Raw genomic sequence first — 14,883 nt, forward strand, 5'->3', positions numbered from 1 at the left:
ATATGAATGCTCTATTCAATAGTCGCAAGGTACAGTGGTTTGCTGTCATGCTCCTTGCTGCCGGCGCAGTGTTAATAACGAACACCTTGCTCCCCTCCACATCAAGAGGGACTGTTCCTGTCGTCTCTAAAGAGGTACCTATTGCGAAGACACCGGACATGCAGCCTGCAGATAATGGCAAACCGTTAGAAACCTCAACACCACTTAGTTATCGTATTGCTGAATATCACATGAACGTTGCGTACACACCAGAAACGAGGCAGCTCCAAGGACAACAAACGCTCACGTGGGAAAATCCAGGCAATGTGCCTGTACAAGAATTGTATTTCCACCTTTATCCGAATGCTTTCGCATCGAAAAAAACGACATTCATGCGCGAATCCGGCGGGAAGCTGCGGGACGATGAAGCGAAGGCAGATAGTGGCGGAAGTATGGAACTGCTCTCCGTGAAATCGGATACGGGTGATGATCTTACTAAGCGGATGGCTTTTGTACAGCCGGATGACGGCAATAAGGACGACCATACGCTGCTCAAAATCCCATTATCTAAACCAGTAGGACCTGGCGAAACAGTCACCGTGAAAACCGAATTCCTCGTTAAGTTACCTGCAGCCTTTGCCAGAATGGGCTACGTTGATGACTTTGTTATGGCTGGTCAATGGTTTCCGAAGGTTGCCGCCTATGAACGCAAGGGTACCAGAGGCCGTACTGAGGCTGGCTGGAATCTCCATCAATATCATGGCAATTCCGAGTTCTATGCGGATTTTGGTATGTATGATGTGAAAATCCAAGTACCCGCCAATTATATTGTGGCTGCTACTGGGCATCCTGTGAAGCCCGCTGTGACGGAAAAAGGAACGAAAACCTATCAATTCTACGCCGAGGATGTCCATGACTTCGCTTGGTCGGCTTCGCCTCATTTCGTCTATGCCGAACAATCATTCTCTGCTCCACAAGTTCCTGGTGTCAAAATTAAACTGTATCTCGATCCCAATCATCAAGATTTAAAGGATCGTTACATGTATGCGGCCAAAAAAGCTCTCTCCCGTTATAGTCAGTGGTACGGAACGTACCCTTACTCTACCCTTTCTATTGTAGTACCGCCTCCAGGTGGAAATGGCGCGGGCGGTATGGAATACCCGACTTTAGTTACGGCTTGGGGCGCTAGTGACAAGGATCCCGACTTAGAACTAGAACGTGTCGTCGTGCATGAAATCGGCCACCAATTTTTCTACGGTCTCGTCGCCAGCAACGAATTCGAAGAAGCCTGGCTGGATGAAGGCTTTACCTCTTATGCAGAGGATAAAGTCATGGAAGCCGAGTATGGCGAGGTGCCTAATCTACCTGTCGAATCCAGCTATATAACCTCTCCTAATGGGTTGCAGAAGGAAGCATGGGCTTACAAAGGCCATGACCAGTATGCTGAAAATGTGTACACGCGTGGCAAGCTAGTACTGAAAGCGATTGAGCAACAGGTCGGCACCAAAATGATGGACCGTATCATGCAAACCTATTTCGCGCGGTGGCAGTTCAAGCACCCTTCTACGAAGGACTTCCAGCAAGTGGTGGAGGATGTCAGCAAAACAAAGTGGGACGATTTCTTCAATCAGTATGTCTATGGTGAGATGATGATGGACTATTCTGTCGAGAGTGTTCACGTCCGGCCTCAGGGCGATAAAGGTGCCGAGACTTACGAAAGCACAGTCCGCATCGTTAAACTTGGCGGCAATTCACCGGAAGTACCCATCCAGTTCCACTTCGCAGATGGGACAACATTAGATAAAACATGGGATGGCAAAGAAGGCAGTATTGAGTTCAAATTAACACATGCCTCTCCTGTCGACTGGGTGCGTATTGATCCGAAATACACACTTATTCTTGAAAATAAGCATATCAATAACTTTTACCAAACCCAATTAGATACAAAGTGGCAAATTCGATGGAATCTCGGCATTATTCAGTTCCTTCAAGCCGTCTTCGGCTCGGTCGCCTGGTAAGGACTTAGCTTACGTCTCATGACAAACGCTGAGGGTATGCTTATGATGCTAGTTTTCTAAAGAAAACGTTAAGGAGGGACCTCGTTGGCCACCTATATCAAATCAGGTTTCAGGGCAACTATGGCACAGCCATTTGCCACAATCATTTTGTTCCTATATCAGATGGGCTGGGGTATTCTCCTGTATAAACTCGTTCAGGGCATACTAGTCCCCCTCATGCATCGTTTCCCTGGCGCCGAGCAGCCAAAACAGGCATTGCAAATCTTCCTAGCTGAAGGCCAGTTTCAGTTAATAAAAACCGATCTTAGCTATTCCTATTTATGGTGGCTAGCTGTCCTCTTGTGTGCTCGCATGCTGATGACGCCACTCCTAAATGGCGGTGTATACTACTCACTTACGCACCCTCATCAGAATGCAGGCTATCGGTTCTTTCGCGGGATGAAAAAACTTATGTTACCGTTTCTGCTCGTGTATCTCGTCCGGATTGCACTTACCCTGTTTCCACTCATCTGGCTGCTACCGAAAGCCTCATATATTCTCGCGCATAGCGGATCCTATGAGCAAGTAATCATCAAACTTCTGCCTTGGATACTCTGTCTCTTTGTCTACGGATTTGTCTTGCAGCTTCTCTTTATGTATGTGCAATTCGCCATCGCGGCTAATCTAGGCATCCTATCTACAGTCATCTCCTTTTTTCGACATTCACTGCCGATTGTCGGACTGGCCATTATTCTGTTAGTAATAACAGGACTTTTAGCAGGGGTAACTGTCACAGCTACCTACATATGGGCTGGACTGCTAGCACTAGTCATTTATCAGCTATATCCCCTATTCCACATTTTCATCCAGATTTGGGGGATTTCTTCTCAATATCAACTGCTTTCTGCCAAAATATCCAATTAATATTCAAAGAAACAGCCAATAGGCAAATATTCCCCCCTCTCTTTGAGAAGGGGGCTTTTTTTTGTCTATTCCTCGAACAATTCCGCTTATTTTTTTGCCTATTATGTAACCATAAAAGAGGAAATTCAAACTTTATGACGAATAAAAAGGACTAGCATCAAAAAACCAAATATTTCATGCCGAATTCCTCAGTTTATGGGGAAACGGGGGAACCACTCCGGGTGAATTGATCTTGCAAGACAGGGATCATAGGGAACCTTCAACCGAACCCTCCAGCTAACCTCGTAGGCACCGGAAGGAGACAAGCAGTTGAAGAAAGTTGTTGGTCTTGTTTTTAGCCTTGTTTTGTTTTTGAGCGTAAGCGTAGGAAGCGTTTTCGCGTCATCCTCTATGGACAACGCAGTCGAAGATCTCGTAGGAACTCCCTACAAATGGGCAGGAACGACAACCAAAGGGTTTGATTGCTCTGGTTTCACATCCTACTTGTTCAATGGTTTCGGCATCGACCTTCCACACAGCTCCAAATCACAAAACAGCGAAGGCTACTGGGTTGACAAAAAGGATCTTCGTAAGGGCGATCTTGTATTTTTCAACACGGATGGCAGCGGCATATCTCATGTAGGCATGTACCTTGGAGATGGTGAATTCGTTCACTCCGCTACAAATCAAGGTGTTGTGAAGAATAAGTTGAGCGAATCCTATTATGCGAAGCGGTATGTATCAGCCAGACGAGTTCTATGGGATGATATCTACAATCAACTAACTGCTGAATCCAAGTAATATTCTCGGCACAGAATGAAGCCCTGCAAGCTTTGCTCGTAAGAGCAGTTTGTAGGGCTTCATTCATTTGAGCGAGAAGATCTGCGTATACTACAATGAATACATAAAGGCCTTCGGCCTCCAGGAAGGATAAGAATACATGGACAGCATAAAAGATCTTACACCCCCACCGTTCCCCGGCATCATTCAATCCATTGATGAGATTCGCGCAGCTATCGGAGAGGCGCATCCAGCAGTCCAAAAGAAAGTGATCAACCAAGTCGACGCGCATGCTAGAGCGTTCATCGCCAAGTCACCCTTATTCTACTTATCTACTTCGCATGCGAATGGACTGTGCGATGTATCACCTCGCGGTGATAGCGCAGGCTTTGTACGCGTTCTAGATGAACATCGCCTTATCTATCCAGAAAGACTGGGAAACCGTCGACTGGACTCGATGCAAAATATGTTAACCAACCCGCAAGTGGGTCTCTTATTCATCATTCCTGGCGTGGACGTGGTGCTTCGCGTCAATGGCCGCGCTTGGCTGACGAAAGATGAGGAGCTATTGTCAACGATGCAGTTAAACGGGAAGTCCCCCATCGCCGCTGTCGGCGTTGAAGTGCAAGAATGCTTCATTCATTGCAGCCGTGCCCTCAAGCTGTCAAAGATTTGGGATTCCTCGACGTGGGTGCCTGAGAAAGAGCATCCAGACAGCATGGAAATGTTCCGCGCCCATCTAGCATTAAACGGAGTTCCGCTAGAAGAGTAGGAACAAAACACCCAACTAGCCATAAAGTGTAACTTGACATCACATGTTACCCATCCTATAATTACGGCATGTCGTTTTCTAGGGTTCCGCGGTGCACGTCGCCGGCTGGTCCAAGAGAAAACACACAGCGGATACGCTGTGGTCACGGAGGGAGAAAAGCCCGGGAGTCTTATCGCGCAAGCGATATTACTTCCGGGCTTTTCTCTGTTTTTTGGTCACACTAAACAACGTGTATCCCCACTTTGAAAGGAGTGTATGTGCATGGCCTGGTTATACTTAGTCATAGCTGGTGTTTTTGAGGTGGTGTGGGCGATTTCATTGAAATTTTCCAATGGATTCACACGACTCGTCCCCTCCATTGTTACGATCCTTGGCATGATAGTTAGCTTCTATTTCTTAGCCGTAGCGACCAAAACGCTTCCGATCGGAACAGCCTATGCCGCTTGGACCGGAATCGGCGCGGTTGGTGCTATTATCATTGGCACGATGTTTCTCGATGAACCCATCAGTTTGCTTCGTATCTTGTTCATGGTTCTGATCTTAGTCGGTGTGCTTGGGTTGAAATTCACGTCAGGGCACTAAAATGTCTATTTGATCGTATAACTTACGTACCACAAGCTGCCACCCACGAAGATGCGCAAATGTTGGGACAATGGACGAAAAATATCATTCAACTCTTCGTAGCTATAATAATTTTTGAGAATGTCATGCTTGGAACCGTCGGCGAGCTCACGCCTTTTGTAAGTATCCTCACTATCCGCATGGGTGATGAGCTCGCCGCCTCTTCCAGGTACATACACATTATCCGCGATAAACACCTGTGCCCCGCTGCCCAACCGTTCATGTAATCCCTGCAAAAAGCTGTCGATGCGATTGCGCGGAATATGCGAGAACCAGAAGTTGGCCAGCCCATAATTAAATTCCCCTCGCACCTCAGAGAGCTTATAAGCATCTCCTTCTATAAAAGTGGCATTCCCCTTGGGCCATGTCTTCGACTCCGCGATGCGCAGCACTTCAGGGCGTATGTCTACGCCAACAAGCTGTGCCGCAGATTCAGCAGCTATGTGTGTCCAATAACCCGTGCCGCAGGCGATTTCCAACACGCGGCGTCCTACTACCTGTTTCTTAATCATATCGGACAGAACGCCCAACTCTTCTTGGTACTCCGCATCCTCGCGGTGATAAATCCGTTCATACTCCTCTGCTCGCGCACCATAATAGGCTTGCATGCTTAGTTTTTCTTGGTCCAAAAGCGTCTGCTTCTCCCTCACCTCATGAAGGATACGATGTCTCGCCGAAAGCAAATCCGCAAAAATCGCGCCGCCTTGCACCGCGTAATTCGCAAGCAGCCCCTGCGTCGCCATAACGATCAACTGTGTCATCGATAGGCCCGTGTCTTCGGCCATCCGCTCAAGATCGGATTTTACTTTCTCAGGCAAATAAACGGAGAGTCGCTTCGTCTTGTCTTGTTTGTCTTCCATGGTTATCCCCCTCCTTTTTGAATATAATAACACATAATATGTGTCATGTTAACATTTATTATGTTGTATTAAAACCACTTCCACTCAAATACGAAAAAAGCCGAGCCCCATCCACAGGATGAAAGCTCGACTCTATTACATCAACTGGCGCTCCTCGCCATAGCGGCGCTTGAGCTGGTTCAAGAAAAATTGCAGCGAAAGGAATAATAACGCAAAGCTTGTGCCCGCGCTGAGAATAATCCACGGGTGCAGTCGAATATAGCGTGCGCCGTAAGCGATTAGCGACAACCATTCACCGGAGGTACTAATCGTAATCTGGAAGCCAGCTTCCTCGTCCCCGATTGTTTCGGTACCACCTAGCACGATATTGAATACGGCAAGCTGCCCCAGAAGGAACAGCACCTGCATGAACTCGCTTAAGAAGATGAACATCATTTCATTCCGCATCGAGGGAAAAATATGCCGAAGCGTCCGATGCCAGAACGAACCGCCCATGAGTCGGGATGCTTCGATAAACATTTTGCCACTATAATACCGTGTCCGATCTGCGATCTGATGAGCCAATGGGAATATACCGATCAGTGTAATTAAGGTAATAAAGGTGATGCTGAACAATAGCTTATTGTGAGGATCCGCCTTAGCCCCGAGATCGAGCCTTAACCCATAATACATCCCCGCTAGCGGCGGGTAGAGGAAAATGAAGGCCGGCACCGCCGCAACTGCCCACTGCAAGGACCGGAGAAGGCCGCGCCCTCGGCCCGTCATCCCGCTCGACAATCCCCATGGCAGCGCCACTGCAAGACGTAGCAGAGTTAATGCAAGCGCCGTACCTAGTGTGTATTTCAGCCCATTTAATAATAAACTGAGCATATCGAAGCCACGATGATCCGTGCCGAGCAGGAAGTTGCTATTGGGCGCATACGGAGGGATGGCGTATCTCGTTTTACCATCCTCTTGATATTGAATCATGTTGATCTTGTCCTCTGGTGATATCCCATGCGGCTTCAACCAGGACCCGAACACCATCACAATCAGGAAAAGCGCCAAGAAAGCGATGGAGATATAAAAAGCAGTAGAAGGACGCTTTCTCATGGTCTAGCCACCTCCTCAGTATGTACCACGAAACGTTTTCGCAGCAGCGCATAGAGAACATGGAAAGCCATCGCAACAATACCAAGCACGACACAGATTGCAGACATAGACGTGATTCCCTGGTAAATCGGTAAAATGATGAAGCCCCCCAAGCCCCCAATGCCACAAATCGCCTCGGCGACAGCCATACTGGCTAGGGCTAATGTCGTTGCTCTAGGCAAGATAGCCAACACATCCTCCATCACATTTCGAAGCACATGGGAGAAGAGTACCTCGCGGCGCGTCAATCCTTTGGCCAAAGCGGTAACGACGTAATCCTGCCCCAGCTCCCGCGCAATGGCAACACGAAGTGTCCCATAAATCGTCACGGAAGGAATCAATGCAATCGTGAGAAACGGAATGAGGAAGGGAGTTCTATCTCCTACCTGAACAATCAGCAGCACATAGTGACCAAGAAGCTTCGTTGCGTAAATAGCCCCTAATTGAATAAGCACGATCAGGAAAAAGTCCGGTAATCCCACTAACAATGCATGCAGGCCATCTAGCAGAACGCCGATACGTCTTGAGATCGAAGCCCACAGCGCAAATAGCATACTAAGTAGAATCGCGAGCAATAAGCCTGGTATGAAATAAGTGCAGGTTTTTAGAAGCATTTTCGGGATGGCCTGCGTGACAGCAACCTCTTTGCGTGTATAGGGATCTCGATATTTACCAAAATCACCATGCAGGAATCCCTTAAGCTGGTCTTTGACGGTGTAGCCATAATAGCGCCACGATATGATCGGCTTCTCCAGCGGAACGACCGAAGATCGTAAAACACCTTTGATCGTCATAGCCGTTCCCTGATACTCCCAGAACTTCCCGTAGGGAACCTCGATTAACCCCGTTTTCTCATTCAAAACCTTACTGCCTGGCAGCATCTCACTGACCTTTTGCATGTTAATGCTGGAATTGACTGCCACCTTGATCTGATCAGGTTGAACGGACAGAAACATCTGCCGAATGTTACTCAGCAAGAAAATTCCGATTAGCGTAATCACACCCAGCAATAGCCATCGTCCTATTACCTTCAATCCGTGCCACCTCATTTATTATTTACCTTAGGTAAAATAGTCATCGTATTGTCATAGTTTATCATGAAGGTTTTGGACAGGACTAGTCTATTCTATTGAAAAATAAAAAAGCCTCCGCCTCCCTAACAATCAGGGAGGCGAAAGCTTCCTAAGAGCTGAACTGCGCCTGATGCAGGCGGCTGTACACCCCGCCTACGGCGATAAGCTCCTCATGCGCGCCTTGCTCGGTGATGCCCTCTTCGGTTACAACGACAATCCGATCCGCGTTCTTGATCGTCGCGAGTCGATGCGCAATGACGAGCGTCGTGCGGCCCTTCGACAGCTCCGCCAAGGACTGCTGGATCGCCGCTTCAGTCTCGGTATCCAGCGCCGATGTCGCCTCATCTAAGATGAGAATCGGCGGATTCTTCAAGAACATGCGCGCGATCGCGAGGCGCTGCTTCTGCCCTCCGGAGAGCTTGACGCCGCGCTCTCCGATCACGGTATCCAGTCCCTTCGGCTGGGACTGAATGTAGTTCTGCAGCTGCGCGCGACGCGCAGCATCCCAGATCTCCTCATCCGTCGCGCCTAGCTTGCCGTACGCAATGTTCTCCCGCATCGTGCCGGAGAACAGGAACACATCCTGCTGCACGATGCCGATTTGGCGGCGCAGCGATTCCAGCTCGATACTCCGAATATCGTGGCCGTCAATGGCGATGCTGCCCTCGCTGACATCGTAGAAGCGCGGCAGCAAGGAGCAGATCGTCGTTTTGCCTGCGCCGGATGGACCGACGAAGGCGACCGTTTCACCTGCTTTTATCGACAGGTTAATGTTGTTCAATACATGATCTTCATCCCCGTACCCGAAAGAGACGCTATCGAACTTGATCTGACCTGCAAGGTGATCCACCTTACGAGCATTCGGATGATTCGCTACCTCTGGCTCGGTGTCGATCACCTCAACATAGCGTTTGAAGCCGGCAATTCCCTTTGGATAGCTTTCAATGACGTTATTGATTTTTTGAATTGGGCCTAAGAATACGTTCGTTAACAGAACAAACGCAATGAACTCCCCATAGGAGATCTGCTTGTCGATAACGAACCACGTGCCACAGATAAGCACGAATACCGTCACGGAACGCATTAAGATGTAGCTTAATGAAATGTTCCACGCCATGATTTTATAAGAAGCCAGCTTCGTCAATCGGAATCGCCCATTGTTCACTTCGAACAATTTCTTCTCATGCGCTTCATTGGCGAAGGCCTGTACCACACGAATACCACCGATGTTGTCTTCCACTCTTGCATTAATATCAGCCAGATCGCCCATCATGCGACGGAACGTTTTTGTCATTTTCTGATTAAAATACACCGCAATCCACAGAAGGAACGGCACAATGACGAATGTTAAAAGCGCAAGCTTCACATTAATTTGCAGCATCAGCACCAGCGCCCCAATGAGTGTCATCACGGCAATGAACAGATCCTCCGGGCCATGATGCGCCACTTCGCCGATCTCTAGCAAATCATTCGACATCCGCGACATGAGCTGCCCCGTTTTGTTATTATCATAGAACCGGAAGCTCAGTTTCTGCAGATGGGTGAACAGCTTTTTCCGCATATCCGTTTCAATGTTAATCCCCAGCATATGTCCCCAATAGGTAACGACAAAGTTCAGCAGTGTATTCAGCGCATAGACGGCCAACAATCCGATGCACGCCCAAATAATCCATGTCCAATTTCCTGCTGGAAGCAATTTATCAATCACCTGGTTGACGGCCAGCGGGAAGCCTAGCTCCAACAACCCAGCCACCACTGCACAAGTAAAATCCAAAATAAATAAGTGCTTATAGGGCCGATAGTACGAAAAAAACCTTTTCAACATGTGTCTACTCCACCTTTCCTTTACATATTATACCTGAAATCCTCTACAAATAGGCAATTGCCAGAAGACATGTATCCACTATTTTCATATGAATAGGTATATCTTATTCTGGCTGTGGAGGCATGGAATCATGTTCAGCAACGCGATGGATACGCGAACTGCCATTCGCCTTTCAGCAATGTGCGGTCAAAGCTATACCCAACTGGAACAAGGAACTGATGCTGTCATCTTACCTGCTGCCTATCGCATCGTTTCTCCGATCACAGCGAATGCTGCTTTTGGCGGGCGTGAGCTATTTGGTTTTATTGCAGAATCCGACAGTCAAATTGTGATTGTATTTCGGGGTACCTCCACCACGTCAGACTGGATCTCGGATGCTATTGCTAGACAGACTGATTTCCCCTATGCCAAAGAGGGCGGTCTGGTGCACCAAGGGTTTCTAGATATTTACGAATCAGCACGGAAGCCTATTCTAGCGTCAATGAGCAAACTATCCCCACACAAACAAGTTTACCTGACAGGGCATAGTCTTGGTGGCTCACTCTCTACGCTATGTGCTGCTGATTTGGCAACGAACACGAAGTTCAAGAATCCTGCTGTGTACACCTTCGGTTCTCCAAGAGTCGGCAATACAACATTCGCCAAGCAATTTAATCTCAAAACAGGGCCACATTATCGCGTATACAATCGCAATGATATGGTACCATTCCTACCGCCTCTCGTGTATAAATCGCCTCGTACGGGTGATCTCTATCACTATATCCATGTAAAAAGAGGCGTTGAGCTCGCCTTTCCAACGGGGTCGTTCGCGGGAAATCATGCAGTTAGTAGCTATTATACAGAGCTCGCTAAGCTTGATCCGAAATATGCGAAGCTGATCTGCACCAAAACACCGGGCTTCTGCCCGAACTGAAAGAGACTATGGGAACTGGCCCATAGTCTCTTTTTTAATGAAACAAGCTTATACGGCATCCTCTTTCACAGCGAAATGCTTCTGTATCAAAGAAATTTGACCTGCATGAATTCCTGTGTGGTACATCAATCTTCCCACTGCTTCTAGCGGTGTCGAAGGCCCCATCGGCGAATCTACGGGCACGGTCCAAGCCTCTTCAGGCAAAGCACGCATCGCTTCAATGAGATGGTTGTTCGAAGCTGTTAGATCATCAACTAATTCCTGCAGGTTCGTATAGGAAGCCTTTGCCTTCGCGCCGCCAGGGCCGCCACTTGTAGATAATTGGATTCCTTCTGGCATTTTCACACCGAAAAACCAGTTCGCAAACATATATTCAACTTCAGCATTGTGACGAAGCATATATCCGATTGAAGCTGAACCCAATTCCAGGGTCAAGTCCGCTTCAGGGAGCTTTTGCACTGTTTTATGAAACCGACCTTGAATCGCATTCCAAATCGGCAATACCGTTTCAAAACTCATAGTAAACGCTCCTTTAGGTTTCTATTAGGATGATTTTGCGGGTTGGTGACCATCTCTTGCTACGTGTTCGAATCTTGTCGCTGCCAAGTCGAGGTCAAAGGCTTGACCGAAGCCAGCTACATAGCGTCCCTCTAGTGTTGAGAGTTCAAACAAGGAGAAGTCCAGCGTTTTCAACACGTTAATCATTTGCTTGCCAAAACGCTCACCAAACAAGTCGAAAATATCTTCTTTTTCTTCATTTCCAATATTCACAGCTGTACATACGAACCGAGCACGTTGTCTAGCAAAAAGATTCTCTGTCGAGGTTTCGTCTTCAATTAGCATCACATCAACGGAAGGATTCGTCTCCATATAGCGGAAATGATTTGCGATTCTACTAATAAAGATATACAGCTTACCGTCCTTCTTCACAAACGGAGCATAGGAAATGAACGGCTTACCGTTCTCATCCACCGTGCTCAACATTAACGTTTTCAAACTATCTGCGAATTTCAAGTACTGGAGTTTGCTGATTTCTTGATCCAATTGTTTCATTCGGAAGCACCCCTGCTTTCTTCAAAATATGTACGCGGGGACCCACACCGGGAGCCCCCTGTTGAATATCGGATTCTACATCATAGACCTGTCGGAGCAAGTCGCTCGTTAACACATCTTGCGGTTTGCCGTATTGATAACGTTCCCCGTTCTTCAGCACACAAATGTAATCACTGTACGCGCTCGCATGATTCAAATCGTGCAGAACCATAACCACGGTGAGATTCAGTTCGCGATTTAACTTACGAACCAACTCTAGTACATCCAATTGATGTGCAATGTCCAAATAAGTGGTTGGCTCATCCAGCAGCAATACTTTAGGGCGCTGTGCTAAAGCCATCGCGATCCATGCACGCTGCGCTTCGCCACCGGATAAAGAGTTCACGATGCGATCCTTGTAAGGAAGCAATCCCGTTTGCTCAAGTGCCCAGTGAATAATCTCGTAATCTTCCCCATTAAAACGTTCGAACCACTTCTTGTGGGGCATTCGTCCGTAGCCAACAAGTTCTTCAATTGTCATGTCCGTTGGACTTGTATTCGATTGACACAGCATGCACATGATACGTGATATCTGCTTCGTACTGAGCGATTGCAGCTCTTGCTGCGCAATGCAGACGCGACCGCTATCGCATGGGATAAGACGTGAAACGGCTTTGAGTATCGTTGATTTCCCTGATCCGTTAGGCCCGATGATCGAGACCACTTCCCCCTCTTTGACATCTAAAGAGAAGTCATTCACAATCGTTTTTTCCCCATATCGAATGGTTAAGGATTGTACATCAAGCACGGGCTGCTTCCCCCTTTCGCATCAGATACAGGAAGTAGGGTCCCCCAACCATCGCCATGACAATGCCTGAAGGTATTTCTAATGGAGCAAATACGGTGCGTCCGAGCGTGTCAGCTACTAAGAGTATGAACGCTCCAAGCACCACACTTAAAGGCAGCATAAAACGATAGTTAGAGCCGACTAACATGCGTGAGATGTGTGGAACGACGAGTCCTACAAATCCGACAAGTCCGACTGTGGAGACAGAAACAGCTGCCAGATAGACTGCGACGAATGATAGGGTGAACCGGATACGGGTTAGATTCTGTCCCAAGTTATGCGCAGCCTGTTCTCCTAAACGCAAGATGTTGGCTTGGCGAATACAGAAGAAGGCTATCACCCAGCCCACGACTGAATAGGGTAAAATCGTCTCGACACTCCCCATCCCCTTACCGGAAAGGCTGCCGTTTAGCCATTGTAGTGCAGCAGGCAGCTTATCACTATAGAGAATAGAGAGAAGTCCAATGACACCGCCGAAGACAGCATTAACCGCAACACCAGATAAGATGACTCTGATGGGAGCAAATCCGCTTCTTTTACTCCACGCCCACACATAGACCATCAATGCCGCGAAGGACCCTCCAATAATGGCACCTAACGGGATCAAGTAAGATAGGGATGGAAAAACAAGAATAATGAGCAGTACAGCAACCGCTGCACCACTCGATACACCTGTCAGTCCAGGATCAGCGAGTGGATTAAGCAGCACAGCCTGGAGCAAAGCGCCCGATGCGGCTAGGTTAGCGCCAATAATTAAAGCAAGAAAAACGCGTGGGATACGGATATCCCACAGAATCGTATGATTGGAGCTATCACCGGATCCGAATACGGTTAGTATCGTATCCATAGGTGAAATACGGACGCTGCCAAGGCCGATAGATAGCAACGTGCCTACGAGAAGCAGAACACATGCAATCCCTATATATGTGATGTTTCTTTTCTGCTTCTCGACCACAACGGCATTCCCCCGGCTTTATTTATAGAGAACTTGTGCTAGATCTTTGAAAGCCGCTGGAGCATTAACGATAGAGGCAATACCGAATAGGTTGTAATCTAGCGGTTTGACTTTACCGTTTTTGAATGCGTTCAGTTTCTCCCATGCGCCGTTCTTCTTCAAGTCTTCTTCAAGCTTTTTCGATACTGCCGCTGGATCGCCATGCGCTACCAATAAAATCGCATCCGGATTAGCCGTTACGATGCTTTCCATGTTCAGAGGAACGTACGCTTCTTTCAATTTCAGAACGTCCGACACCACGTTGGAAGCTCCCAGTTGCTTCACCAAGCTGCCTGTGAATGTGTTCTCGTTCATGAACATCAAGGATTCAGCGGATCCGAAGAGAATCAGCACTTTCGGTGCTGTTTTACCTTTACCAAGCTCACGCGCTGCGTTTTCTTCTGTCGTTGTTTTCTCAAGAAGAGCTGTAGCCTTCGCTTCTTGCTTGAACAATCTTCCTAGTACAACTGTAGAAAGCTTAAGCTCATCTAAGGAATCTACAGGAATGTAAGCCGTTGGCAGCTTTGCGGGCTGGAACTTCTTCTCTAGACTATCTTTAAGGGAGGATGGTGAAAGAATGACATCAGGCGTTAGTTTGGCAATTTGCTCTAAATCAGGGGCATGGGAGCTGCCGATTTTCGTTACATTCGCATAAGCTGCTGGCATTTTGCTCGTTGTTGTTGGCACACCAACCGGCATAACACCAAGCTCATTGAGAATTTCGGATATGCCAACGGAGACAGTAATGAGTTTGGATGGGTTTTGCGTTTTGAACTGCGCGAGCAGCTCAGCAGCTTTCGCCTCATCGATGGCAACCTTCGGCGCTGCCGTTGGTGCCGCCGTTGGTGCCACGGTTGGAGCTGGTGTTGCGGCTGCTTTAGCTGCAGCAGTCGCTGCTGGCGTAGCGGCTGGTTCCGTTGAAGTTCCTTGGCCGCAAGCGACTGTCAACGAGAGTAAAAGTACGGCCATACCTATCTTTATAGATGTCTGTTTTATCATTTTTAAATCCCCCTATGTAATTGATAATGATTTTCATTCTTATTATATTGATAATGATAATTGTTTTCAATAAGAATTTTTATGTCGCATTTTCTACTACGATCTTTCGCTAGTTTTCAACATGCAAAAAAACCGCGAAGGTGCGATTTCGCTACCC

15 protein-coding genes and 2 riboswitches are annotated in these 14,883 nt (G+C 47.7%); of the genes, 6 read left to right on the top strand and 9 right to left on the bottom strand.

All coding sequences use genetic code 11. The features are described 5' to 3' along the window. The first annotated feature begins 2 nt into the window (after positions 1 to 2). The 5 genes from AC58QT_RS21505 (at position 3) to sugE (ending at position 5,013) form a co-directional block, all read left to right on the top strand. Entirely contained in the window at positions 3 to 1,997 is a 1,995-nt protein-coding gene (locus AC58QT_RS21505) for a M1 family metallopeptidase (protein WP_497410992.1), read from the top strand. 84 nt (positions 1,998 to 2,081) lie between these two features. Further along, positions 2,082 to 2,900 carry a hypothetical protein gene (locus AC58QT_RS21510; protein ID WP_497410830.1) on the top strand — a complete coding sequence of 273 codons (819 nt, stop codon included), beginning with the start codon at positions 2,082 to 2,084 and terminating at the stop codon, positions 2,898 to 2,900. A 167-nt stretch (positions 2,901 to 3,067) separates the two neighbouring features. Beyond that, positions 3,068 to 3,206: riboswitch (cyclic di-AMP (ydaO/yuaA leader) on the top strand. Positions 3,207 to 3,209: 3 nt separating this feature from the next. Next, a complete protein-coding gene (locus AC58QT_RS21515) occupies positions 3,210 to 3,680 on the top strand; it encodes a C40 family peptidase (RefSeq protein WP_310501884.1) in 471 nt (156 codons plus the stop codon). 139 nt (positions 3,681 to 3,819) lie between these two features. Beyond that, positions 3,820 to 4,431, top strand: coding sequence for an MSMEG_1061 family FMN-dependent PPOX-type flavoprotein (locus AC58QT_RS21520; protein ID WP_497410831.1), 612 nt, complete (start codon positions 3,820 to 3,822; stop codon positions 4,429 to 4,431). Positions 4,432 to 4,498: 67 nt separating this feature from the next. Beyond that, positions 4,499 to 4,600, top strand: a riboswitch (guanidine-I (ykkC/yxkD leader). Positions 4,601 to 4,692: 92 nt separating this feature from the next. After that, entirely contained in the window at positions 4,693 to 5,013 is a 321-nt protein-coding gene (sugE, locus tag AC58QT_RS21525; protein WP_310501882.1) for a quaternary ammonium compound efflux SMR transporter SugE, read from the top strand. Between the two features lie 5 nt (positions 5,014 to 5,018). Here sugE and AC58QT_RS21530 read toward each other — a convergent pair whose 3' ends face one another. From AC58QT_RS21530 to AC58QT_RS21545, 4 genes are all read right to left on the bottom strand, one after another. Then, positions 5,019 to 5,912, bottom strand: a complete 894-nt coding sequence (locus AC58QT_RS21530; protein ID WP_497410832.1) for a methyltransferase domain-containing protein — start codon at positions 5,910 to 5,912, stop codon at positions 5,019 to 5,021. A gap of 135 nt (positions 5,913 to 6,047) precedes the next feature. After that, a complete protein-coding gene (locus AC58QT_RS21535; RefSeq protein ID WP_497410833.1) occupies positions 6,048 to 7,004 on the bottom strand; it encodes an ABC transporter permease subunit in 957 nt (318 codons plus the stop codon). Next, entirely contained in the window at positions 7,001 to 8,077 is a 1,077-nt protein-coding gene (locus AC58QT_RS21540; RefSeq protein ID WP_497410834.1) for an ABC transporter permease subunit, read from the bottom strand. Before AC58QT_RS21540 ends, AC58QT_RS21535 begins: the two co-directional genes overlap by 4 nt. A 148-nt stretch (positions 8,078 to 8,225) precedes the next feature. Continuing rightward, positions 8,226 to 9,941, bottom strand: coding sequence for an ABC transporter ATP-binding protein (locus tag AC58QT_RS21545; protein WP_497410835.1), 1,716 nt, complete (start codon positions 9,939 to 9,941; stop codon positions 8,226 to 8,228). 130 nt (positions 9,942 to 10,071) lie between these two features. On the opposite strand from AC58QT_RS21545, the gene AC58QT_RS21550 reads away from it, so the two are divergent. Then, complete coding sequence (locus tag AC58QT_RS21550) at positions 10,072 to 10,854, top strand: lipase family protein (RefSeq protein WP_497410836.1); 783 nt, start codon at positions 10,072 to 10,074, stop codon at positions 10,852 to 10,854. A gap of 48 nt (positions 10,855 to 10,902) precedes the next feature. Here AC58QT_RS21550 and AC58QT_RS21555 read toward each other — a convergent pair whose 3' ends face one another. Genes AC58QT_RS21555 through AC58QT_RS21575 form a run of 5 tightly spaced genes read right to left on the bottom strand, consistent with a single transcriptional unit; the run spans position 10,903 to position 14,726 of the window. Continuing rightward, on the bottom strand, positions 10,903 to 11,373 hold the full coding sequence (locus AC58QT_RS21555; protein ID WP_497410837.1) for a DinB family protein: 471 nt from the start codon (positions 11,371 to 11,373) through the stop codon (positions 10,903 to 10,905). A gap of 24 nt (positions 11,374 to 11,397) precedes the next feature. Continuing rightward, positions 11,398 to 11,907 (bottom strand): HugZ family pyridoxamine 5'-phosphate oxidase, encoded by a 510-nt coding sequence (locus AC58QT_RS21560; protein ID WP_497410838.1) that lies wholly within the window; start codon positions 11,905 to 11,907, stop codon positions 11,398 to 11,400. Further along, on the bottom strand, positions 11,852 to 12,694 hold the full coding sequence (locus AC58QT_RS21565; protein ID WP_497410839.1) for an ABC transporter ATP-binding protein: 843 nt from the start codon (positions 12,692 to 12,694) through the stop codon (positions 11,852 to 11,854). The genes AC58QT_RS21560 and AC58QT_RS21565 overlap by 56 nt, the downstream gene beginning before the upstream one ends. After that, complete coding sequence (locus tag AC58QT_RS21570; protein ID WP_497410840.1) at positions 12,687 to 13,688, bottom strand: FecCD family ABC transporter permease; 1,002 nt, start codon at positions 13,686 to 13,688, stop codon at positions 12,687 to 12,689. Before AC58QT_RS21570 ends, AC58QT_RS21565 begins: the two co-directional genes overlap by 8 nt. An 18-nt stretch (positions 13,689 to 13,706) precedes the next feature. Next, on the bottom strand, positions 13,707 to 14,726 hold the full coding sequence (locus AC58QT_RS21575; protein WP_497410841.1) for an ABC transporter substrate-binding protein: 1,020 nt from the start codon (positions 14,724 to 14,726) through the stop codon (positions 13,707 to 13,709). Positions 14,727 to 14,883 lie beyond the last annotated feature (157 nt).

The sequence above is a fragment of the Paenibacillus sp. J31R109 genome, from assembly GCF_059692055.1.

Coding starts and splice junctions, on each gene's coding strand:
- sugE (WP_310501882.1), top strand. CDS start 4,693: ATGGCCTGGTTATACTTAGTCATAGCTGGTGTTTTTGAGGTGGTGTGG.
- AC58QT_RS21550 (WP_497410836.1), top strand. CDS start 10,072: ATGTTCAGCAACGCGATGGATACGCGAACTGCCATTCGCCTTTCAGCA.
- AC58QT_RS21545 (WP_497410835.1), bottom strand. CDS start 9,941: ATGTTGAAAAGGTTTTTTTCGTACTATCGGCCCTATAAGCACTTATTT.
- AC58QT_RS21530 (WP_497410832.1), bottom strand. CDS start 5,912: ATGGAAGACAAACAAGACAAGACGAAGCGACTCTCCGTTTATTTGCCT.
- AC58QT_RS21505 (WP_497410992.1), top strand. CDS start 3: ATGAATGCTCTATTCAATAGTCGCAAGGTACAGTGGTTTGCTGTCATG.
- AC58QT_RS21520 (WP_497410831.1), top strand. CDS start 3,820: ATGGACAGCATAAAAGATCTTACACCCCCACCGTTCCCCGGCATCATT.
- AC58QT_RS21575 (WP_497410841.1), bottom strand. CDS start 14,726: ATGATAAAACAGACATCTATAAAGATAGGTATGGCCGTACTTTTACTC.
- AC58QT_RS21535 (WP_497410833.1), bottom strand. CDS start 7,004: ATGAGAAAGCGTCCTTCTACTGCTTTTTATATCTCCATCGCTTTCTTG.
- AC58QT_RS21555 (WP_497410837.1), bottom strand. CDS start 11,373: ATGAGTTTTGAAACGGTATTGCCGATTTGGAATGCGATTCAAGGTCGG.
- AC58QT_RS21560 (WP_497410838.1), bottom strand. CDS start 11,907: ATGAAACAATTGGATCAAGAAATCAGCAAACTCCAGTACTTGAAATTC.